The 26,345-nt window shown below is 69.4% G+C and carries 20 protein-coding genes; 7 read left to right on the plus strand and 13 right to left on the minus strand.

Translation table 11 applies throughout. The annotated features are described in order from the left end of the window. Window positions 1–106 precede the first annotated feature (106 nt). The 5 genes from PIQ37_RS04820 to PIQ37_RS04840 form a co-directional block, all read right to left on the minus strand. Window positions 107–2,659, minus strand: coding sequence for a polynucleotide kinase-phosphatase (locus PIQ37_RS04820; RefSeq protein ID WP_342072585.1), 2,553 nt, complete (start codon window positions 2,657–2,659; stop codon window positions 107–109). A gap of 16 nt (window positions 2,660–2,675) precedes the next feature. After that, entirely contained in the window at window positions 2,676–4,076 is a 1,401-nt protein-coding gene (locus PIQ37_RS04825; protein WP_342072586.1) for a 3' terminal RNA ribose 2'-O-methyltransferase Hen1, read from the minus strand. A 264-nt stretch (window positions 4,077–4,340) separates the two neighbouring features. After that, window positions 4,341–5,585: a macro domain-containing protein gene (locus PIQ37_RS04830; protein ID WP_342072587.1), complete on the minus strand. Its 1,245-nt coding sequence runs from the start codon at window positions 5,583–5,585 to the stop codon at window positions 4,341–4,343. Between the two features lie 328 nt (window positions 5,586–5,913). Then, window positions 5,914–9,045 carry an efflux RND transporter permease subunit gene (locus tag PIQ37_RS04835; protein ID WP_342072588.1) on the minus strand — a complete coding sequence of 1,044 codons (3,132 nt, stop codon included), beginning with the start codon at window positions 9,043–9,045 and terminating at the stop codon, window positions 5,914–5,916. A 15-nt stretch (window positions 9,046–9,060) separates the two neighbouring features. Then, the gene (locus PIQ37_RS04840; protein ID WP_342072589.1) at window positions 9,061–10,209 is read right to left on the minus strand and encodes an efflux RND transporter periplasmic adaptor subunit; all 1,149 of its coding nucleotides are present in this window, start codon (window positions 10,207–10,209) and stop codon (window positions 9,061–9,063) included. Window positions 10,210–10,359: 150 nt separating this feature from the next. Here PIQ37_RS04840 and PIQ37_RS04845 point away from each other — a divergent pair, with 150 nt between their 5' ends. Together PIQ37_RS04845 and PIQ37_RS04850 are read left to right on the plus strand one after the other, a co-directional pair. Further along, entirely contained in the window at window positions 10,360–11,091 is a 732-nt protein-coding gene (locus PIQ37_RS04845) for a response regulator (RefSeq protein ID WP_342072590.1), read from the plus strand. Next, the gene (locus tag PIQ37_RS04850) at window positions 11,088–12,191 is read left to right on the plus strand and encodes an ATP-binding protein (protein ID WP_342072591.1); all 1,104 of its coding nucleotides are present in this window, start codon (window positions 11,088–11,090) and stop codon (window positions 12,189–12,191) included. Before PIQ37_RS04845 ends, PIQ37_RS04850 begins: the two co-directional genes overlap by 4 nt. A gap of 12 nt (window positions 12,192–12,203) precedes the next feature. Here the strand turns inward: PIQ37_RS04850 and PIQ37_RS04855 are convergent, their stop codons facing one another. Then, on the minus strand, window positions 12,204–12,815 hold the full coding sequence (locus PIQ37_RS04855) for a cytochrome b (protein WP_342072592.1): 612 nt from the start codon (window positions 12,813–12,815) through the stop codon (window positions 12,204–12,206). Between the two features lie 44 nt (window positions 12,816–12,859). Continuing rightward, complete coding sequence (locus tag PIQ37_RS04860; protein ID WP_342072593.1) at window positions 12,860–13,453, minus strand: TetR/AcrR family transcriptional regulator; 594 nt, start codon at window positions 13,451–13,453, stop codon at window positions 12,860–12,862. A gap of 419 nt (window positions 13,454–13,872) precedes the next feature. On the opposite strand from PIQ37_RS04860, the gene PIQ37_RS04865 reads away from it, so the two are divergent. Further along, window positions 13,873–14,028, plus strand: coding sequence for a hypothetical protein (locus tag PIQ37_RS04865; protein WP_017910105.1), 156 nt, complete (start codon window positions 13,873–13,875; stop codon window positions 14,026–14,028). A 39-nt stretch (window positions 14,029–14,067) separates the two neighbouring features. On the opposite strand, the gene PIQ37_RS04870 is transcribed toward PIQ37_RS04865, so the two are convergent. The 6 genes from PIQ37_RS04870 to PIQ37_RS04895 all read right to left on the minus strand — a co-directional run bounded on the left by PIQ37_RS04870 (window position 14,068) and on the right by PIQ37_RS04895 (window position 20,880). Beyond that, window positions 14,068–14,307: a DUF1653 domain-containing protein gene (locus PIQ37_RS04870; RefSeq protein ID WP_342072594.1), complete on the minus strand. Its 240-nt coding sequence runs from the start codon at window positions 14,305–14,307 to the stop codon at window positions 14,068–14,070. A gap of 509 nt (window positions 14,308–14,816) precedes the next feature. Then, entirely contained in the window at window positions 14,817–15,806 is a 990-nt protein-coding gene (locus PIQ37_RS04875) for an MBL fold metallo-hydrolase (protein ID WP_342072595.1), read from the minus strand. Between the two features lie 99 nt (window positions 15,807–15,905). Continuing rightward, window positions 15,906–17,207, minus strand: coding sequence for a carbohydrate porin (locus PIQ37_RS04880; protein WP_342072596.1), 1,302 nt, complete (start codon window positions 17,205–17,207; stop codon window positions 15,906–15,908). A gap of 268 nt (window positions 17,208–17,475) precedes the next feature. Continuing rightward, window positions 17,476–18,405: a dihydrodipicolinate synthase family protein gene (locus tag PIQ37_RS04885; RefSeq protein ID WP_342072597.1), complete on the minus strand. Its 930-nt coding sequence runs from the start codon at window positions 18,403–18,405 to the stop codon at window positions 17,476–17,478. A 109-nt stretch (window positions 18,406–18,514) separates the two neighbouring features. Next, entirely contained in the window at window positions 18,515–19,921 is a 1,407-nt protein-coding gene (locus tag PIQ37_RS04890; protein WP_342072598.1) for an MFS transporter, read from the minus strand. Between the two features lie 104 nt (window positions 19,922–20,025). Then, on the minus strand, window positions 20,026–20,880 hold the full coding sequence (locus PIQ37_RS04895) for an IclR family transcriptional regulator (RefSeq protein WP_342072599.1): 855 nt from the start codon (window positions 20,878–20,880) through the stop codon (window positions 20,026–20,028). A gap of 382 nt (window positions 20,881–21,262) precedes the next feature. On the opposite strand from PIQ37_RS04895, the gene PIQ37_RS04900 reads away from it, so the two are divergent. The 4 genes from PIQ37_RS04900 to PIQ37_RS04915 all read left to right on the plus strand — a co-directional run bounded on the left by PIQ37_RS04900 (window position 21,263) and on the right by PIQ37_RS04915 (window position 26,296). Continuing rightward, window positions 21,263–21,733, plus strand: a complete 471-nt coding sequence (locus PIQ37_RS04900; protein WP_295964028.1) for a hypothetical protein — start codon at window positions 21,263–21,265, stop codon at window positions 21,731–21,733. A 105-nt stretch (window positions 21,734–21,838) separates the two neighbouring features. Beyond that, window positions 21,839–22,642 (plus strand): YiiX/YebB-like N1pC/P60 family cysteine hydrolase, encoded by an 804-nt coding sequence (locus PIQ37_RS04905; RefSeq protein ID WP_342072600.1) that lies wholly within the window; start codon window positions 21,839–21,841, stop codon window positions 22,640–22,642. A gap of 133 nt (window positions 22,643–22,775) precedes the next feature. Further along, window positions 22,776–25,037, plus strand: a complete 2,262-nt coding sequence (locus PIQ37_RS04910) for a methyl-accepting chemotaxis protein (RefSeq protein WP_407136579.1) — start codon at window positions 22,776–22,778, stop codon at window positions 25,035–25,037. Window positions 25,038–25,654: 617 nt separating this feature from the next. Then, the gene (locus PIQ37_RS04915; protein ID WP_342072601.1) at window positions 25,655–26,296 is read left to right on the plus strand and encodes a DUF6766 family protein; all 642 of its coding nucleotides are present in this window, start codon (window positions 25,655–25,657) and stop codon (window positions 26,294–26,296) included. The last annotated feature ends 49 nt before the right edge of the window (window positions 26,297–26,345 follow it).

Here is a 26,345-nt window from a genome sequence, read left to right on the forward strand (position 1 = left end):
TGACGCGATGCCGCCCTTATCACATGCGCCGGCCGTGATAAGGGCGGTGCGGTATACAGGTAACCCGGCTGCGTGGCCGGATTGCGGAAAAGCACGGACGTGGATGTTAAAGCCGCACGTCCACCGGTTCGCTCTCCAGGGCCAGTACGCCGAACACGCATTCATGCACCCGGTACAGCGGTTCCTGCGCGACGAAACGTTGCAGCGCTTCCAGGCCCAGTGCGAACTCGCGGATGGCCAGCGACTGCTTGGTGCGCAGGCCGCGCTGGCGCAGACGGTCGAGGTTCTGCGGTTCGGTGTACTCGGGCCCGTAGATGATGCGCAGGTACTCGCGGCCGCGGCACTTGATGGCCGGTTGTACCAACCCGCGCTTGCTGCGCGCCAGGCCTTCGACCGGCTTGATGACCATGCCTTCGCCGCCCTGCGCGGTCAGCGCCTCCCACCAAGCGACGGCGTCGGCCACGCTGGCCGCGTCGGCCAGATCGACAAACACGTGCCGGGTCAGGCGCACCAGCGGTTCGGCGTCGGCCAGGCGACGGGCGACGTCCAGGTGCCAGCGATGGTCGCGTTCCAGGCCGACCACGCCTTCGCAGGCCAGCACGTGGAACGGTGCGATCTTCAGGTCTTCCAGGCCGTTCACCTCCCAGCAGTAGCGGCGGTAGGCGTCGACGAAGCGGCTGGCGTCGCTGTGGCGCGCCTGCGCCTGCTGTTGCCACGGCTGCACGTCCACGCCACGCGCGGCGGCCGCATCCAGCCAGCTGCGCGCGGTGGCAAGCGCCGCGGTGGCGGCGGCGCCGGTGGGCGCGTACTGCTCGCGCAGCAGTTCCTGGGCCTTGGCCGACCACGGCAACAGTTCCGCGTCGAGCACGATCCAGTCGGTATTCAATTCCTCCCAGAGGCCCGCGCGCTGCAGTGCCGCGTCGAGGCGGTCGAGCAGGGCGTTTTCCAGCGTGCGCTCGCCGAAGAAGCGGCGGCCGGTGCGGGTGTAGACGACGCCGCGGCCGTCATCGCCGATGCCGAAACGGCGCTGCGCGACACCGGCATCGCGGCACAGCACCACGACCGCGCGCGACCCCATGTGCTTCTCTTCGCACACCAGCGTGGCGATGCCTTCCTGGCGATAGAAGTCGAGCGCTTCCTGTGGGCGCTCGAGCAGATCGCCGGACTTGGCGGTCTCCGGCGGTGCCATCGTCGGCGGCAGGTATACCAGCCAGCGCGGATCGATGGCGAAGCGGCTCATCACCTCCAGCGCGGCGATGCTGTTCTCTTCGCGGATGGTGACGCTGCGGAAGGCGCGGGTGTCGATCACGCGCTTGCCCGCGACATCGTCCAGGTCGAGCAGCAAGGCCTCGCGCGGTGCGGTGGCCGCGGCGCTCGCGTCCTCGGCCGGAAGCAGCGGCTTGACCGGGGCGTAGTACTCGCGCGCAGCCGCGACCGACACCAGCTCCTTCTCCGGATAGCGCAGCGCGGTGAGCTTGCCGCCGAACACGCAGCCGGTGTCGAGACAGATGGTGCGGTTGACCCATTCCGGCTCCGGCGTCGGCGTATGGCCGTACACCACCATTGCCGGGCCGCGATAGTCGCGCGCCCAGTCGGAACGGACCGGCAGGCCGAACGCATCGATCTCGCCGGTGGTCTCGCCGTACAGCGCGAACTCGCGCACGCGCTGCGAGGTGCGGCCCTGCAATTCCTGCTTGAGGCCGGCATGGGCGACCACCAGCTTGCCGTCGTCCAGCACATAGTGACTGACCAGCTTGTCGATGAAGGCAGCGACCTCGCGGCTGAACTCCTCCGGTTCGGCCTGCAGTTGCTCCAGCGTCTCGGCCAGGCCGTGGCTGATGCGCACGTCGCGTCCGGCGAGCTTGCGTTGCAGCTTCACGTCGTGGTTGCCGGGCACGCACAACGCGGTGCCGTTGCCGACCATGTGCATGACCAGGCGTAGCACGCCTGGCGAATCCGGGCCGCGGTCGACCAGGTCGCCGACGAAGACCGCCTTGCGCCCCTCCGGTGCGCTGACCTCGGGCGCCTCGCGGGTGCCGCCGACGGTGTAGCCCAGGCGGCCGAGCAGGGCGACCAGTTCGTCGCGGCAACCGTGCACGTCGCCGATCAGGTCGAACGGCCCGTGCTCCTCGCGGCGGTCGTTCCAGACCTTGATGCGTTCGATCGCGGCGGCCGCCACGTCCTCCACCGAGCGCAACACGCGGACATGGCGGAAGCCCTCGCGCTCCAGTCCACGCAGGCCCTTGCGCAGCGCCTGCTGCTGGTTGCGGATGACATGCGGGCCGAAGTTGCGGTCCGAACGCGCGTTGTTGCGCTCCTGGCACACGCGCTCGGGCAGGTCGAACACGATGGCGCAGGGCAGGACATGGAACTCGCGTGCCAGTTCGACCAGGCGCTTGCGGTCTTCCGGACGCACATTGGTCGCGTCGACGACGGTCAGGCGGCCGGCGGCGAGGCGCTTGCGCGCGATGAAGTAGAGCACCTCGAAGGCGTCGCCGGTGGCGGTCTGGTCGTTCTCGTCGTCGGCGACCAGGCCGCGGCAGGCGTCGGAGGAGATCACCTCGGTCGGCAGGAAGTGAGTGCGGGCAAAGGTGGACTTGCCGCTGCCGGACGGCCCGATCAGGGCGACCAGGCTGAGCTTGGGAATGCGTATCGTCATGAGGATGCCGAAAAGGTCAGGCCATGTCGCGGGTAAACACCGCCATCTGGGTCGGCGGGCCGACCTCCGGATCGTCCGGGCCGATGGATGCGTGGCGCACGCGGTAACCATTGCGCTGCGCCACGGCATCGGCCCAGGCGCGGAAGTCCGCGCGCGTCCATTCGAAGCGGTGGTCGGGATGGCGGAAGCGCCCGGCGGGCAGGGTCGGGAAGCGCACGTTGTATTCGCTGTTCGGCGTGGTGATCACCACCGCCGGCGGCCTGCCGAAACCGAACAGGGCGCGCTCGAACGCGGGCAGGCGCGGCGCATCCATGTGCTCGATCACTTCGACCGCGCAGGCCGCATCGAAGCCCTCTATACGCCGATCGCGGTAGGTCAGCGCGCCATGGGCCAGGGTGATGCGCTGGCGCTGCAGCGGCGGCAGGCGCTCCAGGTGCAGCCGGTCGGCGGCATGGTCCAGCGAGCGCAGCGACACGTCGATGCCGAGCAGGTGCTCGATCTGCGGCTCCTTGAGCAGCAGGCCAAGCAGGCGCCCCTCGCCGCAGCCCAGGTCGACCACGCGCCGCGCGCCCAGGGTGCGCAGCGTCTCGACCACGGTCTGCATGCGCTGGTCATTGAGGCTGAGCGGGCGTTCGATCGCGTCCTCGACCGCTTCCTTGCGCACTTCCTGCTCGTCGATCGCCTCCTCTTCGTCGTCCAGCAGGCGCGCCAGCGCGGCCCGGACCAACGGCTTGTGGCGGCGCAGGTAGCGGCCGACGATCGCCTCACGTTGCGGGTGCGCGGACAGCCAGGTACCGCCCTTGTCGAGCAGCTTCTCGATTTCGTCGTGGCCCACGTAGTAGTGCTTGTCGCCATCGATGGCCGGCAGCAGCACATACAGGTGGGTCAGCAGATCCTGCAGGCGGACGGTCCCGGCGAGCTGCAGGCGCACATACGGACTGTCGCCCCACTCGGGAAAGCGCGGATCCAGCGGCAGGCGCTCGACCGTTACGGTGTAGCCAAGCGGTTCGAACCAGGCCTGCAGCAGTTGCTCGCCGCCGCGGCACCGCAGCACCGGAATCTCCGCTTCCAGCGCAATGGGCGTGTCCGCCAGCGCCTGGCGACTCTTGCTGGTGCCGGCCATGGCGGTGCCGAACACCCGCTTGAGCGCGACCGAGAGGAAGGAACTGGCAACGTACGGCCGGTCGTTGACGTACTGCGACAGGCTGCCTTCGGCTTCGCCGCGACCGCGCACCAGCCCCACCGGATCGATGTCCAGCATCAGCACTGCGGTGCAGCGGGTGTCGTCGGCCTGCGTGTAGAACACCCGGGCAGTGCCGAACGGCAGTTCGACCTCGTGGGCGCGCTCGGGATGCTTGACCAGCAGGTAGCCGAGATCGGTGGCGGGCTGAGTGGTTGTGGACAGGGACAGCAGCACGGTGTGATGGCTTCGCGAGAAAGGCCGTGAGCCTACCGTGCTGCCATTGCCACTGTGCGGGGGCTGGGCAGGTGGGCTGGCCACTGCTGGCTTGGATGGCGAGTCCGCATGGCGGCGGATGTGGCACGCCACCGGTGACTCGGCCGTGTCTGTCAGGCCGACTTAGGGTGCCGGTTGTCGACCCGCAGTCGCCGTGATGCGGTGGCACCTTGCCGCAATTCGCGCTGGATTGAATGCGTGTCGGCGAACCTTGCAGCGCCGCGCTCAGCGCAAGCGAATCCAATCCAGTGCCAGTAGCGTATCGATCGCCGTTTTCGCAGTGCGCTGCTGTTCTTCCGACGCCCCGTTCGTGTGTGCATCCCGCAGATGGGCAAGGAGCTGCTGTGCATCGTGCCGTTGTCCGGGATGCGCCACCTGCAGCCGGCGCGCGGCCTGGAACACCGTCATGATGTCCTCGGCCTGGTCGATGTTCCTGATCCGTGCGAACAGGTCCACGGCTTTCGCGATCTCAGCGTCGTACGGCGCATACGCCGCGGCGAACCGCGCATGCTCCTTGTCGTACTGCGGCGAGGCGCGCAGCGCCATGGTCCGTCCCTGCGGCTGCTCGTGCAGCCAGTTGCGGTTGGCCAGGTCGGTCAGGATCGGCCGGACGTCGCCCTGGCGCGGGCCGCGGCCGGCAGTGCCGAACGTCAGCCCGGTCGGCACGCCCAGTTCGGTCATGGCCCAGCAGAGGGTCTGGAACAGGGTGCGCCCGATCGGCCGCGCCTCCGGCAGGGCCTGCAGCCGCCGCAGCACTTCCATGATCGCGATCCAGCCCGGCTGGGTCGCCGTGCGTTTGCCGGCGCCCTCGGCCGAGGCGTTTGCCGGCCGCGACAGGAAGGCGGTTTCGAGTTGCGCCAGCGGCGTGCCGTACGGCGCATAGACCTCGATGTCGACCGGCAGATGCGCCAGCGTGCGGTAGATCAACGGGCCGACCTCCTCCCAGGCCAGGCCGCCGTTGCCGCAGCCCAGCGGCGGCAGGGCAAGACTGCGCACGTCCCATTCGCGCAGATACGCGGCGAGGTAGTCCAGCCCTGCCGCGATGTCCTCCAGCCGCGACGGCGAGCGCCAATGGCGCTTGGTCGGGAAGTTGAGAATGCGGATGCCGCTGGCGTCGGCGTACAGATAGGGCTCGCCGATGCGCACGCGGCCTTCCCGGCAGCGCACGGCATAGTCCTCGAACATGGCCGGATAGCGCCGCTTGAATTCCTGCGCGATGCCCTTGCCCATGATGCCGGCGCAATTGACCGCATTCGCGTGGACGTGGGCGTGGCTGGCGAACAGGTCGCCGATTCGTGCCTTGAACATGGTGCGATCCATCGATGGAGAAATCCCCGGTGTAGCGCCTGTCGCTTGCCCGCACTGAAGGACACCGCGTGTGCGGATAGCGCTGCCCACCGCCTGGCCCAGAGAGGCCGGGCGAGTGCTGCCGACGTCAGCGCATGTGCGCACCTGGCTGTCCTGCAGCAAGGGGCGCCAGGGCAGCAGCGGGGAGCGCGCAAGCATGTGGCAGCGGCGTCTCACCTCCTGAGATCGGGCGAGGCCAGGAGAGGCCGTGCGGCGTGGCGCCGATCGACGGCAGCGATCCTTTCCCGTAGGAGCGGCTTCAGCCGCGACAGGCATGCCCAGTGATGCCTCGTCGCGGCTGAAGCCGCTCCCACAGGGGCTTGCGGCGAGCCGGTCGGGTGCATTGTGGGAGGGACTTCAGTCCCGACGCATTGCGCCATCGGAAAGCGCACCGCTTCGCGCGTCGCGGCTGCATGCAGTTGACTGCCACAATGGCAGCGACAGCGCCGATCTAGTTCTCAGCCGACGCCCCCCCGCCGCGTCGCGCACGCCAGCGCGCCACCCGCTCCTGCAGCCCCACCACGCAGACGAAGAACGCCGGCACGAAGAAGATCGCCAGCACGGTGCCGCTGACCATGCCGCCGAACACACCGGTGCCGATGGCGTGCTGGGTCTCGGCGCTGGCGCCGCTGGCCAGCATCAAGGGCACCACGCCCAGGGCGAAGGCCAGCGAGGTCATCAGGATCGGGCGCAGGCGCAGGCGCGCGGCGTTGGTCGCCGCCTCGAGCAGGCCCTGGCCGTCGCGGTGCAATTGCCGGGCGAACTCGACGATGAGGATGGCGTTCTTCGCCGACAGGCCGATGATGGTGATCAGGCCGACCTTGAAGAACACGTCGTTGGGCAGGCCGCGCAGCATCACTGCGGCCACCGCACCAAGCAGGCCCAGCGGCACGACCAGCATCACCGACAGCGGGATCGTCCAGCTCTCGTACAGCGCCGCCAGCACCAGGAACACTACCAGTGCCGACAGCAGCATCAGCAGCGGCGCCTGCGCGGCCGATTGCCGCTCCTGCAGCGATTGCCCGGTCCAGGCCACGGCGAAGCCCGGCGGCAGTTGCGCGGCCAGCCGTTCCATCTCGGCCATGGCGGCGCCGCTGGACACGCCAGGCGCGGCGCCGCCGGTGATGCGCACGGCCGGGAAGCCCTGGAAGCGCGCCAACTGCTGCGGCGCGTCGGTCCAGGTGGCGGTCACCACTTCGCGCAGCGGCACCATGCCGCCCTCCGTGCTGCGTACGCGCAGTCCCAGCACGTCGTCCAGTTGCATGCGCGACGCGGCGTCGGCCTGCAGGATCACTTGCTGCATGCGCCCGGCGTTGGGGAAGTCGTTGACGTACAGCGAGCCCATCGCCGCCGACAGGGTGTTGCTGATCGCGGAGAACGGCAGGCCCATGGCTTCGGCATGCTGGCGATCGATCTCCAGGCGGATGCTCTTGCCCGGCGGCAGGCCGTCCTGATACACGCCGCTGACCACCTTGCTGTCCGCGGCCAGTTGCAGCAGCTTCGCCTGCGCCGCCATCAGCGCGGCCTCGCCGCGGTTGCCGCGGTCCTGCAGGTACAGGGTGAAGCCGGAAGAGGTGCCGAGCTCGTCGATCGCCGGCGGCAGCAGGCTCATCACCGTGCCTTCGGGCAGGTCGGCCATGGCCTGCTGCACGCGTTCGGCTTCCTCGCTGGAGGTGGCGCCGTCGCGCTGGTCCCAGTCCTTGAGCATGGTGAAGGCCATGGCCGCGTTGGTGCCCGAGCCGGAGAAGCTGAAACCCAGGATCACCAGGTTGGAGGCCAGCGCCGGGCGCGTGGCGACGTGCCGCTCGAACGCCTTGACCACCGCCAGCGTGCGCTCGCTGGTGGCATCGGTGGGCAACTGGATCGAGGTCATGAAGTAGCCCTGGTCCTCTTCCGGCAGGAACGCCGAGGGCAGCACGCGCATGGCGAAGACCAGCGCCACGCACAGCACCGCGAACACCGCCATCACCCGCGCGCTGCGCCGCAGCAGCCGCGCCACGCGTGCGGCATAGCGGCCGGTCAGTCGCTCGAAGCCGCGGTTGAACGCGCCGAAGAATCCGCGCTTGGCATGATGGCCGGGCGCGATCGGGCGCAGCAGGGTGGCGCACAGCGCCGGGGTCAGGGTCAGCGCCAGGAACGCCGAGAACAGGATCGACACCGCCATCGCCAGGGTGAACTGCTGGTAGATCACGCCCACCGAGCCGCTGGCGAAGGCCATGGGGATGAACACCGCGGTCAGCACCAGGGTGATGCCGACCACCGCGCCGGTGATCTCGCGCATCGCCTTGGTGGTGGCTTCCCGCGGCGGCAGGCCTTCGCTGGCCATGATCCGCTCGACGTTCTCCACCACCACGATGGCGTCGTCGACGATGATGCCGATCGCCAGCACCATGCCGAACATGGTCAGCACGTTGATCGAGAAACCGGCCAGCAGCATCACCGCGAAGGTGCCCAGCAGCGCGATCGGCGCGACGATAGCCGGGATCAGCGTGTAGCGCACGTTCTGCAGGAACAGGTACATCACCAGGAACACCAGCACCATCGCTTCGAGCAGGGTCTTGACCACCTGCTTGATCGAGAGCTTCACGAACGGCGCGGTGTCGAACGGGATCGAATAGGTCATGCCGGTCGGCATGCTTGCGGCCAGTTCCGCCAGCCGCGCCTTCACCGCCTGCGCGGTGCGCACCGCATTGGCGCCGGGCGAAAGCTGGATCGCCGCGCTGGTGGCGGGAGCGCCGTCCTCGCGATTGGAGAAGCCATAGGACTGTGCGCCCAGTTCCACCCGCGCCACGTCGCCCAGAGTCACCCGCGCGCCGCCGCTGTCGGCACGCAGCACGATGGCGGCGAACTGCGCGGGCGTGGACAGTTGCCCGGCCACGGTCAGCGGCACGGTCAGGCGCTGACCTTGTACCACCGGCTCGTCGCCGAGGCGGCCGGGAGCGATCTGCGCGTTCTGCTGTTCGATCGCCTGCGCCAGTTCGGTCATGGTCATGCCGTAGGCGATGAGCTTGTCCGGGTCCACCCACACGCGCATGGCCTGCTCGGCGCCGAACAGCTGCACGCGGCCGACGCCGTCGATGCGCCGCAGTTCCTGCACGATGTTGCGGGCCAGGTAGTCGTTGAGCGCCACTTCGTCGTAGCGGCCGTCCGGCGAGGTCAGGCCGACCAGCATCAGGAAGCCGGAAGCGGCCGATTCCACCTGCAGGCCGTTCTGCCGCACCGCCTGCGGCAGGCGCGGCTCCACCGCCTTGATGCGGTTCTGCACGTCCACCTGGGCCAGCTCCGCATTGGTGCCGGGCTTGAAGGTGGCGGTGATCTGCGCGCTGCCCGAGGTGTCCACCGTGGACTCGAAATACAGCAGGTTCTTGACCCCCGACAGCTCGCGCTCGACCAGGCTCACCACCGAGTCGTTGAGGGTCTGCGGCGTGGCGCCGGGGTAGGACGCCATCAGCGACACCGAGGGCGGCGCCACCGACGGATAGCGCGCCACCGGCAACTGGCCGATGGCCAGGGTGCCGAACAGCACGATGAACAGCGCGATCACCCAGGCGAAGACCGGGCGTTCGATGAAGAACTGTGGCATGGCGGCGTCCCCGGCTCAGTCCGCGGCGGCGGTGGCGACCGCCGGCGGCTGCCACGCGCGTGCCTTCACCCGGGCGCCGGTACTGAGCCGGTCGATGCCTTCGACCACCACCTGCTGCCCGGCCTGCAGGCCGGCGACGACACGGTAGTGCCCCTGCACCAGTTCGCCCAACTGCACCGTCGCGCTGCGCACCTGCGCATTGGCGTCCAGCACCCACACCTGCGCGCGCTTGCCGACATGGGTGACCGCCTGCTGCGGCACGCGCAGCGCCTGCGCGTAGTGGGCGCGCGGCACCCGCGCCCGCACGTACATGCCGGGCAACAGGCGCCGCTGCGGGTTGTCGACGAGGATGCGCAGCAGCACATCGCCGGTGCCGGCATCGACGTTGATGCCGGAGAACAGCACGCGCCCGCTCAGTCCCGAGGGCGTGCCGCTGCGGTCGAGGATCTGCGCCGGCAGGCCGTCGCCGCCGGTGGCCTGCGCGCGCGCGGCCGGATCCAGCGGGTCCAGGTCGCTGGCGGACTGGCGCACGTCGACGTAGACCTGGTCGATCTGCTGGATCACCGCCATCGGCGCGCTGTCGCTGGGCGAGACCAGCGCACCCTCGGTGAGCAGTGCCTGGTCGATGCGGCCGTCGATCGGCGCATCGACGGTGGCGAAGGCCAGGTCCAGGCGCCGCCGCGACAGCGTCGCCTTGGCCTCGGCGACCGCCGCGGCGGCCTGGCTGCGCTGCGAGGCGGCGTCGTCGTACATCTGCCGGCTGACCATGCCGGATTCGACCAGCCGCTGTAGCCGGGCATGCTGCACGTCGGCCAGCACCTGCGCGGCCTCGGCACGGTGCAGGGCGGCCGCGGCGGTGTCCATCTCGGCCTTGAACGGTGCCGGGTTGATCTGGAACAGCGCATCGCCGCGTCGCACATCGGCGCCCTGCTCGAAGAAGCGGCGCTGCACGATGCCGCCGACCTGTGGGCGGATCTGCGCGCTGCGCACCGCGGCCACGCGGCCGGGCAGGTCCACGCTCACCGTCATCGGCGCAGGGTGCAGGGTCACCGCGGTGACCTGTACCGGCGCGGCCACCGCCTGTGGCTGCGCGCCGCCGCCGCAGCCCGCCAGGGCCAACGCCAGCGCGCCGCCCAGTCCCAGAGTCCGTACCTGTTGCCGCATGCCCATGCCTCGTGCCTCGTCGCTGCCGCCGCGGATGCGGCGAACACCAAAGCCGCGCATGGTCGCGGCCGCGGGTTGCGCGGCGTTCGATGCGATGTGGAGATATGATGGAGATCCGCCCGTCCGGGCCGATGCGCCTTCGCTGCCTCCATGTCCGTTTCCTCTCCGGGCGCCGCCGTGCCCGCGTCCGCGCCGCTGATCCTGATCGCCGAAGACGAGAGCGAGATCGCCGAGATCCTCGGCGCCTACCTGGCGCGCAGCGGGCTGCGCAGCGCCCACGCCGCCGATGGCCGCGCCGCGCTGGACCTGCACCTGGCGCTGGACCCCGACCTGATCCTGCTGGACGTGCAGCTGCCGGCGGCGGACGGCTGGAAGGTGCTGGCCGAACTGCGCCACCGGGGCGAGACCCCGGTGATCATGCTCACCGCGCTGGACCAGGACATCGACAAGCTGATGGGCCTGCGCCTGGGCGCCGACGACTACGTGGTCAAGCCGTTCAACCCGGCCGAGGTGGTGGCGCGGGTGCAGGCGGTGCTGCGGCGCATCCGCGGCAACGGCGCCGAGGAGGCGCGCAGCCTGCGCGTGGGTGCCTTCCACGTCGACCTGGACCAGCACGAGGCCAGCGTGCGCGTGGGCGAGCAGCGGCACACGCTGGATCTCACGCTCACCGAGTTCAAGCTGCTGGTGCGGCTGATGCGCGCGCCGAAGCGGGTGTTCAGCCGCGCCGAACTGCTCGACGCCTGCCTGCCGGAAGGCGACACCCAGGAGCGCACCATCGACAGCCACATCAGCAAGCTGCGCAAGAAGCTGGAGGCGCTGGGCGTGCAGGGCACACCGGCCAGCGTGCGCGGCGTCGGCTACCGGTTCGGATCCGGCGCATGAGCCGCGCCCCCGGGCTGCGCCGCCAGGTGATCCTGTCGCTGGGGGCGCTGGCGCTGTGGATCATCCTGCTGTCGGTGGTCGGCTCCTACGTGTTCTATGCGCTGGCGGCGGCCTACCAGCCCAACAGCATCTCCGACACCTGGGTGCCGTCGCGGGTGGAGATGATGTGGATCGGCGCCACCGCGGCACTGGCCGTGGCGATCGCGGTGGCGGTGGCGGTGCGGCTGTCGCGGCGCATCCTCACCCCGTTGAACTCGGTGGCGCACAGCCTGCGCGAAGTCGCCCAGGGCAACTTGCACGCACGCGCCAGCATGGATGCGCATGCGCTGGGCGAGACCGCGCAGCTGGTGCGCGACTTCAACGCCATGGCCGACCGCCTGCAGGCGATGACACGCGAGCGTGCATTCTGGAATGCCGCCGTCGCCCACGAACTGCGCACGCCGGTGACCATCCTGCGCGGGCGCCTGCAGGGCCTGGCCGAGGGCGTGTTCGCCCCGGACGTGGCGGCGTTCGAGAGCCTGCTGCGGCAGGTGGAAGGCCTGAACCGGCTGATCGAGGACCTGCGCGTGCTCAGCCTCACCGACAGCGGGCACCTGGAGTTGCAGCCGGCGCCGGCCGATCTGGCGCAGGAAGTGGAGGCGGTGCTGCATGCCTTCGGCGCCAGCCTGGACGCGCGCGGACTGGTGCTGGAACCCCTGCTGGCGCTGCGCACGCCGGTGCTGTGCGATGCGGTGCGCATCCGCCAGGCGCTGATGGCCTTGCTCGAAAACGCGCAGCACTATGCCGAGCCGGGCCCGCTGCGGGTCGGTGTGCAGGCGGACGCGGGCCAATGCGTGCTGTTCGTGGAAGACACCGGCCCCGGCATCGCGCCCGAGATCGCCGCGCGCGTGTTCGATGCATTCCGCCGCGGCGATCCGTCGCGTTCGCGCAAGAGCGGCGGCAGCGGCCTGGGTCTGGCGGTGGTCAAGGCCATTGCCGTGGCGCATGGCGGCGATGCGCTATGCCTGCCGGCCGGCAGCGGGACACGGTTCGAAGTGCGCTGGCCGCTCGCGCCAGCGGAGGCCGCGACGCGCACAGCGCAGGTGCCGGCGTCGCGCTAGACGCGCGTTGGCTCAGGCGGACGTCGCGTCGCTGCGCCCGCGCGGTGTACGCCACGGCAGCATGCGGGTCAGCACCTCGTCGCGCCGGACCCAGTGATGGAACAACGCGGCGGCCACGTGCAGCAGCACGACGACCCATGCGATCCATTTGCCGATGAAGTGGTGCACCACGTCGATCGGCGCTTCGAACGCTTCCCAGCTCAGGTGCCAGGTGCGGCTGATCCAGGCGAACAGCGCGGTCTCGTTGAAGCCGGGAATGCGGAACAGGCCGAGGTCGGTCGGCGCGCCGGTGCCGATGTAGCCGGTCAGCGGCATCACGATCAGCAGCGCGTACAGGCCCCAGTGCGCCAGATGCGCGAGCCGGTGTTCCAGCGCCGAGCCCGGCGGATCGTCCGGTTGCACGTCCAGCCAGCGCCACAGCAGCCGCGGCAGCACCAGGAACCCGACCAGCAGGCCCAGCACCCAGTGCAGGTTGAGCACCGGCAGCGAGGCATCGGAGGTGTCGTCCATGAACCAGATGACGTAGTACACCACCGCATAGGCGCCGATGAAGGCGGCGGCGGTGGTCCAGTGGAACAGCTTGGCGAGGGCGCCGAAGCGCTGTGCGGTATTGCGCCAGTGCATGTGCGTGATCCTGGTCGAGTGGCGAAGCGGGGCGTGCTGCGGGGTCAGCGCGTGCGCAGGCTGTCGAGCAGCCGGTCCAGCGCGTCCAGCGCGTCGGCCAGCCGTGCATGCAGGTCGGCGTCCGGCTCGGCGATCCAGAACGCGGCCTCGGTGATCGCGCCGTAGAGCATGCGTGCCATCACCCCGGCATGCAGCGGCGCCACCGTGCCGGCGGCGATCAGGGCTTCCAGCGCCGCCTGCAGCGCGGCGATGCCCACCGACTGCGCCGCCGGCGGCACGTCGCCGAACACGGCACGCGCGTCCTGCAGGATGATCCGGCGGATCTCCGGCTCCAGCGCCAGTTCCAGGTAGGTGCGGCAGCGACGGCGGAAACCGTCCCACGGCGTGGGCGCCGCGTCGGACACCGCCTGCAGGCGCAGGCCCACCTCGGCCTCGATCTGCTCGATGACCGCGATCAGCAGGCCGTCCTTGCTGCCGAAGTGGTGATACAGCGCGCCACGGGTAAGGCCGGCCTCGGCGGTCAACACGTCCATTGAGGTGTGCGCGAAGCCGTGCGTGGCGAATGCCTGCCGCGCCGCAGCCAGCAGGCTGGCGCGGGTGGTTTCGATCATCTCGCGGCGGCTGCGGCGCTGCTGCATGGGTGGGCCTTCATTCACATACGCGGCGTACGTTATTTGCGTATAGGGCGTATGTCAATGTGTATCTGTTGATCGGGCGCGCTGGGCAGCTTGGGCGGCGCGGCGGCGGGTGCGCTCCGAAGGCCTGAGGTTCGAGTGGCTTGCCCGTCCTGCGATCGCCTCGGCCAGGACGCTCAGGCATCGACAGCGCGATCGCCGCGGTGTCTCGAATACGCTCGGTTGCAAACTGAAGTGATGTTGGTGCTGGTCGCGAAGGCCGTCGTAAAGGCGCCGACGCGGCGGGTCGGGACTGCGCGACGGAACCGCTCATCGTGCGCATGCGATGCACCGGCATGACGCCGACGTCACCGTCGCACTAGCCAAGGCCTTCACTGCGTGTGTGGTCTGGTGACCGCTGTGCAACCGAATTGGAGTGTCGAATGGACACCACGCTGATGCCCTGGGTCGCCGGACTGTTCGTCCTGCTCATCGCCGCGATGCTGTATCTGGTGACGCGCGCCAAGAAGAACCGCAACCGCCCGGCACAGGATCACGCCGCGACCAAGAGCGACGTGGACAGCGCAGCCAAGCGCTAGCGCCTCGCGTCGGGCGCGGCGTGGTCGCCTGCGCCGTGCTCAGCCGTCCGCGTCGATCGGCGCGAAGCGTGGACGGCGTACCCCATCGATCTCCACCTGCTCGATGAACATCGGATACGGCCGCACCCACAGCGTGGCCTCGCCGTACAGGGGCCGGTACAGCACCAGAGGCTCCAGCGTCTCGCTGCTGCGCGCCACGCCCAGCACCTCGTACTCGCCGCCCTTGAAGTGGCGGTAGCGGCCCAGGGCGATGGAGGGCAGGGGGCTGAGGTCGCGCATGGCGGTGTCCTGGTGGCGTGGGAGCGCGAGTGTAGCCGTCTACGCCTGCGCGCCCTCGGCTTCGCAATGGCGGATGGCGCGCACCGCGGCGGTTCGCCGCGTCGTCGGGCGCCTTCGCTGACCATTGGAAGCGCCTCTCTGTCTCTCTCTACCTCGCTCGTAGGAGCGGCTTCAGCCGCGACGGAGTTGCGCGACTGCCCGTCGCGGCTGAAGCCGCTCCTACGGGGCGGATCTGGGGCAACCGCTTTTGAGAGCCAAACGTCCAGCGCCGCCGGCACGCTCCACTTCGACGTGCCCAACCCGCGTGTTGCGCATCACCTGAAAGCGGATCGACAGCACGTCGTCGGGTGCCGTGCGCGCGGCGGGATTGCCCAGGACATTGGTGGACGATTTCCGCCGCTGTATGCCGCCGTGCCGAGGTCGATCAAGCGCGTGGAGAGTATTGCGGTTTCAGTATTCGCGCTGCGCCACGCAGCGCTGCGAGCCAGGCGATGGCAGGCGCGCAAACGCTATGGCGCGGGACCGGCGAAGTCGAAGGCCTGCCCGGGTTCGGCGGCGACGAAGTCGGTGGCGGCGATGCCCGCCAGGTGCAATGACGCGGACAGTGCTTCGCGCGGCGCCTCGCGCCCTTCGTCGGTGAGCTGGAAGGTGCCCCAGTGGATGCCGAGCGCGCGGCGGGCGCCGGTGTCCTGGAAGATCCGTACCGCTTCGGCGGGGTCGATGTGCTGCGGCGCCATGAACCAGCGCGGCGCATAGGCGCCGATCGGGATCAAGGCCACGTCGGGCGCGCCGTGCCGCTCGCGGATCTCGCGAAAGATGGCGCCATCGCCATAGCCGGTGTCCCCTGCGAACCACACCGACCCTCGCGCCGTCTCGATGAAGAAGCCGGACCACAGGGCCATCCTGCGGTCGGCGATGCCGCGGCTGGACCAATGGTTGGCGCGGGTCAGCGTCGCCGTCGCGGCATCGCCGATCGGCAGCCGCTCGTGCCAGTCGCCGGTCGCGATGCGCGCATCGGCAACGCGCTTGCGCAACAGCACGTCGTTGCCCAGCGGCATCACGAACAACGGGTGGTGCGCATCGTGCAGCTTGCGCAAGGTCGCCAGGTCGAAGTGGTCGTAGTGGTTGTGGCTCAGCAGGACCGCATCGATGGGGGGCAGATCCGCGAAGCGGATGCCCGGGGCCGTCACCCGCTTGGGCCCGGCGATCTGCGAGGGGCTGGCACGCTGCGACCACACCGGGTCGGTGAGCAGGTTGAGGCCGGCGGCCTGGATCAGCAGCGTGGCATGGCCGACCATGGTGATACGCAGACCGTCGTGCCGCTGCGCCGGCACGGCGGGTGTCACCGGGACCTGCGCGGGCCAGCGCACGGCGCCCATCGCGGCTTTCCAGCGCAGCACCTTGCTCAACGCGTTGTCGATGGTGGGCTGGCCGGGATTGAAGAAGCGCACGCCGTCGAAATGGTCGCTGACGGGGCCACGGTAGTAGGGGTTGGCCATTGAGGCGCGATCCGGACGACGCAAGGGGAAGGCAAGATTACCCGCCCGCGACGCAAGCGTGTGCGCGCGCCTGCCGCGGCGCCGGTCCCACGCGTGGTGTCACTTCGGCGTGCCCAGCCCGCCCATGTTGAGCATCACCCGCAAGCCGATCACCAGCGCGTCGTCCGGCGCGCGGCGTGCCGCTGGGTTGCCCAGGATGTCGGGATGGGCGATGTACTGCACGTTCGGCACCAGGAACAGCGGCGACTGCGCGATGCGGTAGCTGTAGTTGAGTTCGACCATGAGCTCGTTGCGCGCGATGTCCGGCGGCGCGCCGCGTTTGCGCAGCAGGTCGTTCATGTAGCCCTGTTGGTCGGCGCTGAAACGGTAGTAGTTGGCGACGACGCCGAGCCCGTCACCGGGCCGCGATGCGAGCGGTCCGCTGTAGTAGAGGCCGGCGGTGACCTGCAGGTCGTAGACCTGGTGCCTGTCGAGCGGGGCGGCGATGTTGCCGAAGGCGACCAGCATGCGCTTGCTCGCCATGCCCTGCGGCCGATAGAGCGCGCGTTCGCCGAGCGTGTACGCGCCCCAGCGCCCGCCGTCGTACAGGCGGGCCGGGCCGCCGACCAGCCCGCGCAAGCCGCCGGCCTGGTTGTAGCGCAGATGGCTGTAGTCGGCCGAGTTGTACCAGAGGCCGGCGAGGTAGCGCGGCGCACCCTTGCCCAGTGCGGGATCGGGTTCGTAGCCGACCTCGAGCGTGCTCAGCACGCCAGTGCTGTCGGCGGTACTCCAGTCCAGGCCATGGTTATTCTTGCGCTGCGGGTTCAGTTCGAACGCGCCCACCGAAATGTAGGTGGCCTCGGGCTTGTAGCGCAGCTTCGCGCCCCAGTTCACGTAGGGGAAGCCGACGAAGCCGCCATCGGCCTGGCTCAGCTGGAACGGACAGTCCGATGCGCCGACGAAGCGGCAGCCGTAGCGGCTGCGTGCGAACTGCCAGGTGGTGTTCATGCGCCCGGCGACGAGTTGCCAGCGACCGTCGGCGAAGCGCTGTTCCCAGGTCAACTGCGCCAGCTGTGCCTGCTGCTGCGGGTACCAGTAGCCCTGCACCTTGACGCCGTTGCCGATCTGCCGCTGCGACAGGCTGTCGCCGTAGTACCAGGCGCCGGTGGCGTGCAGCGTGGCGCCGGGAATGCCGAACAGGCGTTGCAGATCCAGGTCCGCGCCGGCGACCACGCCGCCGGCGTTGCGATCGCCGCGCGACAGGCCACCGTCGACGTTGCGCGCATAGTCGTTGGACCAGACCAGGCGTGGTGCGATGCCATGCTCGTCCAGCCATTGCCCGGTGTCGGCGGCGACGGCGGGTGCGGGAAGAGCGATGGCCGTCAGTGCGGCCGATGCGAGCAGCGACAGGGTGCGCGACATGGGAGCGGATTCCACGGACGAAGGGATGCAGCGGACATGCGCAGGGCGCGTGTCCGGACCGGTAGGACGCGGGGGTGGATGGGGCTTGCAGTCATGCGGCGACGCGAAGGCCGCAGGCACGCGGGTCGCGCCGTCGACAGAAAGCTTCTGGAGAAGCAACAACCACACTCACCCTGCAACGCAGGCGGCAGGCAGGCACAGACACGCCGACTGCCGCTGCGACAAGGGCCGCGCGTACACGCGGCCCTCGGGATCAACCCGTCCCGGGTCAGGCCACCTTGCCGAGGCCAGCGGCGGCCATCGCCGCGGCGATCTCCTTGTCGGCGCCCTCGGCCAGCGGCAGCAGCGGCGAACGCACCGTGGCGTGGTCGAGCAGACCGCGCGCGACCAGCGCCCACTTCAGCGCCACCGAGCCCTCCATGTGCGAGCCGCGGTGATAGACGCTCTTGGTCACCGGCAGCAGGCGATCGTGCAGCGCGCGCGCCTTGGCGTAGTCCTTGGCCTTGCCGGCGGCGATCATTTCCAGCAGCGGTTCCGGGGCGATGCAGCCATAGCCCACCAGCGCGCCATCCACGTCGAACATGGTGTGCAGCAGATACTCGTCGTGGCAGGTCAGCACCGGCACGTTCGGGCGCTCCTTGCGGAACACCGGGATCTCGGTGTCCCAGCGCTTCATGTTGCGCACGCCGTTCTTCATCGCGACCACGCCCGGCAGCGCGGCGATCTCCAGCAACGTCTCCAGGTCGTAGGTGGCCTTGGTCGCGTCCGGGTACTGGAACAGGATCATCGGCAGGCCGCTGGCCTCGTGGATGGCCTTGTAGCGGTCCTGCGGTGCGCCCTTCTGGTAGCCGAAGCGCAGCCAGCCGTGCGACGGATAGATCAGGCCCGCCGATGCGCCGGCGGCGACCGCGCGCTTGGCCTCGTCGGCGGCCACGCGGGTGCCTTCCAGGGTGATGCCGGCGATGATCGGGATGCGCCCGTCGACGGCGTCGCGGAACGCGGTGATCACCTTGGCCTGTTCGTCGCGTTCCAGGAAGGTGCCCTCGCCGGCGTGGCCGAGCACGGTCAGGCCCTTGACGCCGTCGATGCCGCCGAGCCAGGCGCCGATGCGCTTGATCGCGGGATAGTCGACGGCGCCGTCGCGGGTGAACGGGGTGACCGGGGCGGGGACCAGGCCTTTCAGGTCGATAGTGCTCATGCTCATTTCCTCTTCTTCGGATCAACGGGGGATGGAATCGAACGCGGGGTCCGACGGGGGTGGTGTCGAGGTGTGGCGCGATGCGCCGGCGGCGGTGCCGGTGATGCGCTCAGGGAGACAGCTGTTCCAGCGATTGGCCCTTGGTTTCCAGGGCGAAGCGCCAGGTCACTGCGGCGCCGACCAGCAGCACGGCAGCGAAGGCGGCGAATACGTAGCGGATGCCGAGCCCGGCGATGACCGCGCCGACCAGCAGCGGCCCGCAGGCCGAACCCAGGCGCAGCCAGGCGCTGCCCAGTCCGGTGCCGATGGCGCGGATGCGGGTGGGGTAGAGCTCGGCCGAGTACAGGTACAGCGAGAAGGTGATGGTCTGCACCGCGGCATAGCCCAGCGCCGCGAACACCAGCACCTGCGGCGCCGAGGTGCCGCCGAGTACCGCCAGCGCCAGCAGCGGCACGCCGCCGGCGACGAACGCCAGCCCGTACCAGCGCTTGCGCCCGACCCTGTCGATCGACAGGGCGCACACCACGGCGGCGGCGACGCCGGCCAGCGAGGTGAAGAAGCCATAGGCGATGCTCTGCTGCAGCGACAGCCCGAAGTGCGTGCGGTACAGCGTCGGCAGCCAGGTGATGATGCCGTTGGCCACCAGGTAGGAGCAGAACCACAGGCTCCAGATCACCAGGGTGCGCTTGCGATAGACGCTGCCGAACAGCTCGCGCCAGTCCGAGCGCTGCGCCTTGGGCAGCGCGCTGCGGTCGAACACCGGCGCCGGCAACGGGCCATGGCGGCGCTCGGCGCTGCGCTCCAGTTCGGCGACGATGGCGTCGGCCTTGGCGTAGCGGCCCTTGGAGGCCAGCCAGCGCGGCGATTCGAACATGAAGAAGCGCAGCGGGATCATGATCGCCGCCGGGATCAGCCCGACCATGAACATCGCTTTCCAGCCGTAGGCCGGCACCAGGAAGTAGCCGATGCCGCCGGCGGCGACCAGGCCGAGCAGGAACATCACCTCGTACAGCAGGAAGAAGCGCCCGCGCTTCTTCGAGCCGATCAGTTCGTTGATGTAGGCGCTGGCCACCGGCACCTCGCCGCCGGTGCCGATGCCCTGGATGAAGCGGAACGCGATCATCGCCGCGGCGCTGCCGGCGAACAGGCAGGCCACGTCCATCGACACGAACAGCAGGATGGTGAACAGCAGCACGTGCAGGCGGCCGATGCGCTCGGCCAGCCAGCCGAAGAACACCGAGCCCAGCAGTTGGCCCAGGTAGCCGGCCGACAGGATCATGCCGATCTGTGCCGGCGACAGCTGCCATTCCTTGGTCAGCACCGGCATCGCGTAGGCGATGGCGATCACCGTGTAGCCGTCGAAGAACGTGGCGGCGCCGACGATGTTGCGCGCCCACCACACGTTGCGGGTGATCGGCAGGCGTTCGAGGCGTGCGCCGATCTCCGCCTGCGCCTCGGCGATGGACGGCGCGCGGGCGGTGGCGTTGGCGGTGGTGGCGGGGGCTGTGGTGGGCATGAGCATCGTGGCTGCCTTTCGCAGGACAAGGGGACCCCGACGCGGGCGCCGAAGCGTCCACGCAGCGAGACGGACAGGGAGGGCCGGGCGGTGGCCCGGGCGGATCAGGTGCTGGGGGCGGTCACGGCAACACTCCCGCTGGCCTGGATCGCGAAGGCGATGTCCTTGGCGGCCAGCAGCGTCGGCTGGAGGGCGGTCTCGAGCAGTTCGGCGTGGCTGGTGCGCACCGACGGCGCGGCGACGCTGATCGCGCCGAGCGGATAGTCGTCCGCATCCAGCACCGGCACCGCCAGCACGCGCAGGCCCTCGGTCAGCATCGACTCCAGGATCACGTAGCGGTCGCGGCGGATGCAGTCGAAGGTGCGCCGCATCGTGGCGATCTCCGGCGTCTGCGGACCATGCACGTCGACCCCGGTCACGCGGGTCACTTCCGCCGGCGCCAGGTGCGCCAGCATCGCCAGGCCGATCGCCGTGCGGGTGCTGGGCACCGTGGTGCCGATGCGGATGTCCACGCCCAGGCGGGTGATGCCGGCGCGCACGCGCTCGATGTAGAGCACGTCGGGGCCTTGCAGCACCGCGAAGCTCGCCGCTTCGTTGACGTCGCTGACCAGCGTGCGCAGCAGCGGCCGCACCACGCTGCGCAGATCGCGGCGGGCGATGGCGTGGAACCCGAGGTCGAGCACCTTCAGGGTCAGGCGGAAGCGGCGACTCTCCGGCACGCGGTGCACGTAGCCCAGCTCGACCAGCGTGTTGAGCATGCGGAAGGTGGTGCCGGGATCGAGCCTGGCCAGGGCCGCGATCTGGCTCAGCGACAGTTCCTCGTGTTCGGACGAGAACGCCTCGAGCACACGAAAGCCCTTGGCCAGCGACTGCACGGTACTGCGCAGCTTCTTGTCCCCGGCCTCGTCGCCGTCGTCGGGCGCGGCGCTGGCCGCGCGCTGGGAAATCGTCTTGATCATCTGGAGTTCCTGGAGGACCGGGGGAGTCGCCAGCTTGCTCGACCCGCCCGAGACTGTCGCTTGACAAGTAAGTTTCGGATTGCGAAAATTATTTCGTAATTTCATGCCCAGAGTCTGCCTGGACGCGCAATGCGTCAAGTTGCGGCGCAACATGCCGCGTGGGCGGTGTGCGCTATCAGGCGCCGCTCTCCGGTTCGAAGACCCCGGAAATCCGAGATGCGTAGGCGTGGCGCCATTGCGCGCCATACCTGGACCTCGAGGTGGCGCCTCTCGCGAGGTACGCGGCTCCCCTGCTGTCGCGCCAGGTAGACGAACACGGCCGTGCGCGGCAATGTCAGCCCTGCTGGCAGACACCGACGCGACAGCCCCGATACCGTGATGCATGGCCCGAACGACCCGACAGGCGCCGCCCCCGCCGGCGCAGACATGGTGGCAAGCACTCTCGTTCAAGCGCACCGCCGCCGAGGTGTCTGCGGTGCTGGTGGTGATCGGCGCGACCTACGGCTTCGTGCAGTACGTGGAGGTCAAGCCGCTGCAGCGGCAACTGGCCGAGGCGCAGGCTGGTGCCTGCGACGCCAAGGCCGCGGCGATGTCGCTGATGCTGAGTCTGTTGCCGGGCGAGAGCCGCACCCTCTTCGATGGCGCGCTGACCATCGCCAATCTCACGCCAGCGCAGGACGATGCCAAGGTGCGGCTGCGGATCGCGCCGCTGGGTGCGGCCGCGGTCGACAAGCTCCAGCCGGTGCCGGGAGACCGCTTCCTGGTGCAAGTGCCGGGCCGTGGCCGCTATGCGGTCTACCTGCGTTCCAGCAGCGCGCAGTTCGTGGAGCTGTCGATCCTGCGGCAACCGTGAGCCGATCGCTGGCGCCGGCACGCCATTCAAGAAATCCAGCGCATGGCCGCCATTGCGGATAGCGGAGCCGTTTCGCCGAAGCGGCCGTCCCTCGGGGGAACGCGCATGCTGTCCTTGCCACGTTTGCTGGGCCGCCACCTGGCCAAGTTCCTGTCCAAGCCGCGCCGTCATGGCTCGCAACTGCCGACCAGCCCGCCGCAGCTGTTGCATGCCACGCTGCGCAAGGGCGACGTGCTGCTGGTCGAGGGCAACAGCCGCTTCTCCACCGCCATCAAGTACCTGAGCCAGTCCACCTGGTCGCACGCGGCGCTGTACATCGGCGACCACGTGGCCGCGCTGCCCGGCGAGGAAGCGCCGCTGTTCTGCGATGTCGACATCAACGTCGGCGTGCGCCTGGTGGGATTGAGCGAGTTCGCCGGCCTGCACACGCGCATCTGCCGTCCGGTCGGGTTGAGCGCGCAGGAGATCGAGACCGTGGTGGAGTACATGGTCTCGCGGGTCGGCAACAGCTACGACCTGAAGAACATCTTCGACCTGGCGCGCTACCTGATCCGCACGCCGCCGCTGCCGTCGTCGGTGAAGCGGCGCTTCCTGGAGCTGGGCAGCGGCGAGCCGACCCGGGCGATCTGCTCGACGTTGCTGGCGCAGGCGTTCGGCGCGATCCGCTATCCCATCCTGCCGGACATCGACCCTACGCCGCCAATGGATAGCGATGCCGGAGAAGACGCGGAGATCCTGCATCCGCGCCATCACAGTCTGACGCTGCCGCGCGATTTCGACGTCTCGCCGTACTTCAACGTGGTCAAGCCGCGGTTGCAGCAGGGCTTCGATTTCCATCGCCTGGTGTGGGAGCCCCACGCCGCCGGCGTGCCGTCCGCAAGCGCGCCGATGGATGCCGCACTGGCCTGACGGCAGCCGGCCGCAGCGTGAAACTGTGGTGCGCGTTCCTCTGGCGAAGCACTGCGCGGTTCAAGTTCGAGTGCGCGCTGGCCGATACAAAATTCCGTTCTCTGCTTTCTACGCCATGAATCCCATCCAATTCCTGCGCCGCCATATCGCCAATCTGCCCATGGCGCGCAAGTTCATCGTGCTGTGCACGCTGATCGCGCTCGGCGTGATCCTGCTCGCCGTCGCCGCGGCGCGCCTGCAATATCTCAACCTGATCGATGCGCGCAAGCAGACCGTCAAGACCCAGGTCGACATGGGCCTGAGCGTGATGCAGCACTACGCCGACCTGGCCAAGCGTGGCGAGATGACCGAGGCGCAGGCGCAGGCGGCGGCCAAGGGCGCGCTGGCCGACATGAAGACCAATGGCGGCGTGGACTACTTCTTCATCGTCGACCCGCAGATGCGCATCGTCATGCATCCCAAGCGCGCGGTCGGTACCGACATGAGCGGCTACAAGAGCGATGCCGGCGAGTACGTCTACCGCGACATCCAGACCGCGGTACGCAGCGGCGACGGCTTCAGCTACTACACCGCGCCCAAGCCCGGCAAGTCGGTGCAGCTGCCGAAGATCAGCTACGCCGCGCTGTACCCGCAGTGGAACTGGGTGCTGGCGATGGGCGTGTATGCCGAAGACATCCAGGCCGAGGCGATGGGCTTCACCAAGGTGCTGACGGTGATCGGTGCGGGCCTGGTGATGCTGGTGGTGGGCCTGTGCTGGCTGATCGCCGGGGCCATCGTCGCGCCGCTGCGCGGCGCCACGCGCACCGCCGAAGCGATCGCCTCCGGCCGTTTCGACAATCCGATCAAGGTCGAGTCGCGCGATGAGACCGGGCAGTTGATGACCAGCATGCAGCAGATGCAGACCCAGCTGCAGCGCTTCAACGGCGAGATGCAGACCCTGGTGCGGCTGCAGCAGGGCGAGGACATCAGCCACCGCATGCCGGAGGACTTCCCCGGCGACTACGGCACGCTCGCGCATGGCATGAACACTGCGCTGTTCGAGCACCTGGACGCGATCGTCGAGGCGATGGCGATCATGGACGAGTACGGCCGCGGCGACCTGCGCCGCGACATGCGCCGGCTGCCGGGACAGCGCGCCGCGCTGCACGAGGCGCTGGACGTGGTCAAGGCCAACCTGTCGGCGGTCAACGGCGACATCGCGCGGCTGGCCGACGCGGCCGCCCGCGGCGACTTCACTGCACGTGGCGACGAGGCGCGCTACGAGTTCGCGTTCAAGGAAATGGTGGAAGCGCTGAACCGGCTGATGCGCCAGGCCGACAGCGGACTGGCCGACGTCGGCCGGATCATGGGGGCGATCGCCGATGGCGACCTGTCGCAGCGCGTGGACGTGCGCTACGAAGGCGCGTTCGGCAAGCTCGCCGACGCCGCCAACCGTACCGCCGAGCAACTGACCGGCATCGTGCAGGGCATCCAGCGCGCGGTCGGCTCGATCAACACCGCCGCCAGCGAGATCGCCAGCGGCAACAGCGACCTGTCGGTGCGCACCGAGCAGCAGGCGGCCAGCCTGGAAGAAACCGCTGCCTCGATGGAGGAACTGACGTCCACCGTGAAGCAGAACGCCGACAGCGCGCGCCAGGCCAACCAGCTGGTGCTGAGCACCGGCGAGGTGGCCGAGAACGGCGGCCGCGCGGTGGAGGAAGTGGTGGCGACCATGGCCTCGATCAGCGCCGCGTCCGCGCGCATCGCCGACATCATCGGCGTGATCGACGGCATCGCCTTCCAGACCAACATCCTCGCGCTCAATGCGGCGGTGGAAGCGGCGCGCGCCGGCGAACAGGGCCGCGGCTTCGCGGTCGTGGCCTCGGAAGTCCGCTCGCTGGCGCAGCGTTCGGCGGCCGCGGCCAAGGAGATCAAGACCCTGATCTCCGATTCGGTGCAGGAAGTGGAACAGGGCTCGACCCTGGTCAACCGCGCCGGCACCACCATGACCGACGTGGTCGCCTCGGTGAAGCGGGTCACCGACATCATGGCCGAGATCTCCGCGGCCAGCGCCGAGCAGAGCGCGGGCATCGACCAGGTCAGCAAGACGGTGATGCAGCTGGACGAGGGCACCCAGCAGAACGCGGCATTGGTGGAAGAAGCCAGCGCGGCGGCCAAGAGCATGGAAGACCAGGCGGCGGAACTGGCACGCGCAGTGGCGGTGTTCCGTCTCGCTGGCGGTGCGGCCGTCAGCGTGGCACCGGCCTTCGCGGCGAGGCCGCAGCCGGCCAGGCCGGCAGTGCGGGCTGCCGCCGCCGCCAAACCCAAGCCGGCGGTCCCGGTGCGGCAACCGGCGGCCAAGCCGCGCCCGATCCAGGGCGTGCCGGCGGACAGTGCGGAGTGGGAAGAGTTCTGACCCAGTGCGGCGTGGTGGCGCCTGCCGCCACGCCGTGGCCGCCTCGCTTTCGTAGGAGCGGCTTCAGCCGCGATCGGTGTTCCCCGGGGAAGGCTCGGTCGCGACTGAAGGGCAATTCCAACAACGTGCTTTTCCGCGGCTCAGCGCGACATGTCGTGACCCTCGTAGGAGCGGCTTCAGCCGCGACGGGCGTTCCCGGTAGCGCCAATCGCGGCTGAAGCCGCTCCTACGGACGGGAATCCGCCGTGACATGCGCCCTGAAGCCGCTCTCATGGTGCATTCAAGCGTGCGGGCGGACGCGCGGACTTCTCGCATTTTGCTCAGGCTGGCGACCCCTTGGAAAACGCCCCGCAGACACGGTGTACGGTGTTTGGGTGGATCAAAGCCGCAGATCCCGACCTGGGCGGATGCGGGCGCGTCCTCGTAGGAGCGGCTTCAGCCGCGACAGGGGCGTTCCCGCGAATTCGGTCGCGGCTGAAGCCGCCCCGACAGGTGATGGCATCGCCTGGCATCCGAGGCGTATCGTCCCAGCTTCTTCATCCACCCTTTGCCCGTCGCTGCCTATGGTCGCAGCGACGGCGCGCCGGTAGTGCGGCGGTGGAGGAGGAGCCGAGTCGATGTTCTGGAAACGCAACAGCCTGTCGATCGTGTTGCTGGCGCTGAGCCTGCTGTTCATGGCCGCTCAAGCGCTGAGTGGCCATCAGGCCTACAACGAGGAACTGCGCCAGCAGGGGCTGGCGGCGCTGCCGATGTGGCAGTACCTGCACAGCGGGCACTTCGTCGGCGCGCTGTTCGAGAACTGGGAGAGCGAGTTCCTGCAGATGGGCATGTACGTGGTGCTGACGGTGAAGCTGCGCCAGTGGGGCTCGGCCGAGTCGCGACCGCTGTCGCCAGGGCAGGAGGACGACGCCGTCGCGCCGGGCCCGGCGCCTTGGCCGGTGCGCGCCGGCGGCATCTGGCTGGCGCTGTACGAGCGCTCGCTGGCACTGGCCTTCGGTGCGCTGTTCCTGCTCAGCTTCGTGCTGCATGCACTGGGCAGTTGGCGCCACGAGGTGGCTGAGCAGGCCATGCAGCATCGGCCGCCGCCGTCCTTCTGGGAACACGCCAGCGGCGCGCAGTTCTGGTTCGAATCGATGCAGAACTGGCAGAGCGAGTTCCTGGCGGTGTTCGCGCTGGTGGTGTTGAGCATCTGGCTGCGGCAGAAGGATTCCCCGCAATCCAAGCCGGTGCACGCGCCGCATCGGCAGACCGGCGATTGATCGCGGCGCCGCGGGTGGTGTCGACCAGGGGCAAGTGCGCAGACATGCG

Source organism: Xanthomonas protegens, from assembly GCF_038442435.1.
Lineage (GTDB): Bacteria > Pseudomonadota > Gammaproteobacteria > Xanthomonadales > Xanthomonadaceae > Xanthomonas_A > Xanthomonas_A sontii.

Coding starts and splice junctions, on each gene's coding strand:
- PIQ37_RS04880 (WP_342072596.1), bottom strand. CDS start 17,207: ATGTCGCGCACCCTGTCGCTGCTCGCATCGGCCGCACTGACGGCCATC.
- PIQ37_RS04840 (WP_342072589.1), bottom strand. CDS start 10,209: ATGCGGCAACAGGTACGGACTCTGGGACTGGGCGGCGCGCTGGCGTTG.
- PIQ37_RS04855 (WP_342072592.1), bottom strand. CDS start 12,815: ATGCACTGGCGCAATACCGCACAGCGCTTCGGCGCCCTCGCCAAGCTG.
- PIQ37_RS04870 (WP_342072594.1), bottom strand. CDS start 14,307: ATGCGCGACCTCAGCCCCCTGCCCTCCATCGCCCTGGGCCGCTACCGC.
- PIQ37_RS04860 (WP_342072593.1), bottom strand. CDS start 13,453: ATGCAGCAGCGCCGCAGCCGCCGCGAGATGATCGAAACCACCCGCGCC.
- PIQ37_RS04875 (WP_342072595.1), bottom strand. CDS start 15,806: ATGGCCAACCCCTACTACCGTGGCCCCGTCAGCGACCATTTCGACGGC.
- PIQ37_RS04850 (WP_342072591.1), top strand. CDS start 11,088: ATGAGCCGCGCCCCCGGGCTGCGCCGCCAGGTGATCCTGTCGCTGGGG.
- PIQ37_RS04885 (WP_342072597.1), bottom strand. CDS start 18,405: ATGAGCACTATCGACCTGAAAGGCCTGGTCCCCGCCCCGGTCACCCCG.
- PIQ37_RS04890 (WP_342072598.1), bottom strand. CDS start 19,921: ATGCCCACCACAGCCCCCGCCACCACCGCCAACGCCACCGCCCGCGCG.
- PIQ37_RS04895 (WP_342072599.1), bottom strand. CDS start 20,880: ATGATCAAGACGATTTCCCAGCGCGCGGCCAGCGCCGCGCCCGACGAC.
- PIQ37_RS04845 (WP_342072590.1), top strand. CDS start 10,360: ATGTCCGTTTCCTCTCCGGGCGCCGCCGTGCCCGCGTCCGCGCCGCTG.
- PIQ37_RS04915 (WP_342072601.1), top strand. CDS start 25,655: ATGTTCTGGAAACGCAACAGCCTGTCGATCGTGTTGCTGGCGCTGAGC.
- PIQ37_RS04900 (WP_295964028.1), top strand. CDS start 21,263: ATGGCCCGAACGACCCGACAGGCGCCGCCCCCGCCGGCGCAGACATGG.
- PIQ37_RS04835 (WP_342072588.1), bottom strand. CDS start 9,045: ATGCCACAGTTCTTCATCGAACGCCCGGTCTTCGCCTGGGTGATCGCG.
- PIQ37_RS04820 (WP_342072585.1), bottom strand. CDS start 2,659: ATGACGATACGCATTCCCAAGCTCAGCCTGGTCGCCCTGATCGGGCCG.
- PIQ37_RS04865 (WP_017910105.1), top strand. CDS start 13,873: ATGGACACCACGCTGATGCCCTGGGTCGCCGGACTGTTCGTCCTGCTC.
- PIQ37_RS04905 (WP_342072600.1), top strand. CDS start 21,839: ATGCTGTCCTTGCCACGTTTGCTGGGCCGCCACCTGGCCAAGTTCCTG.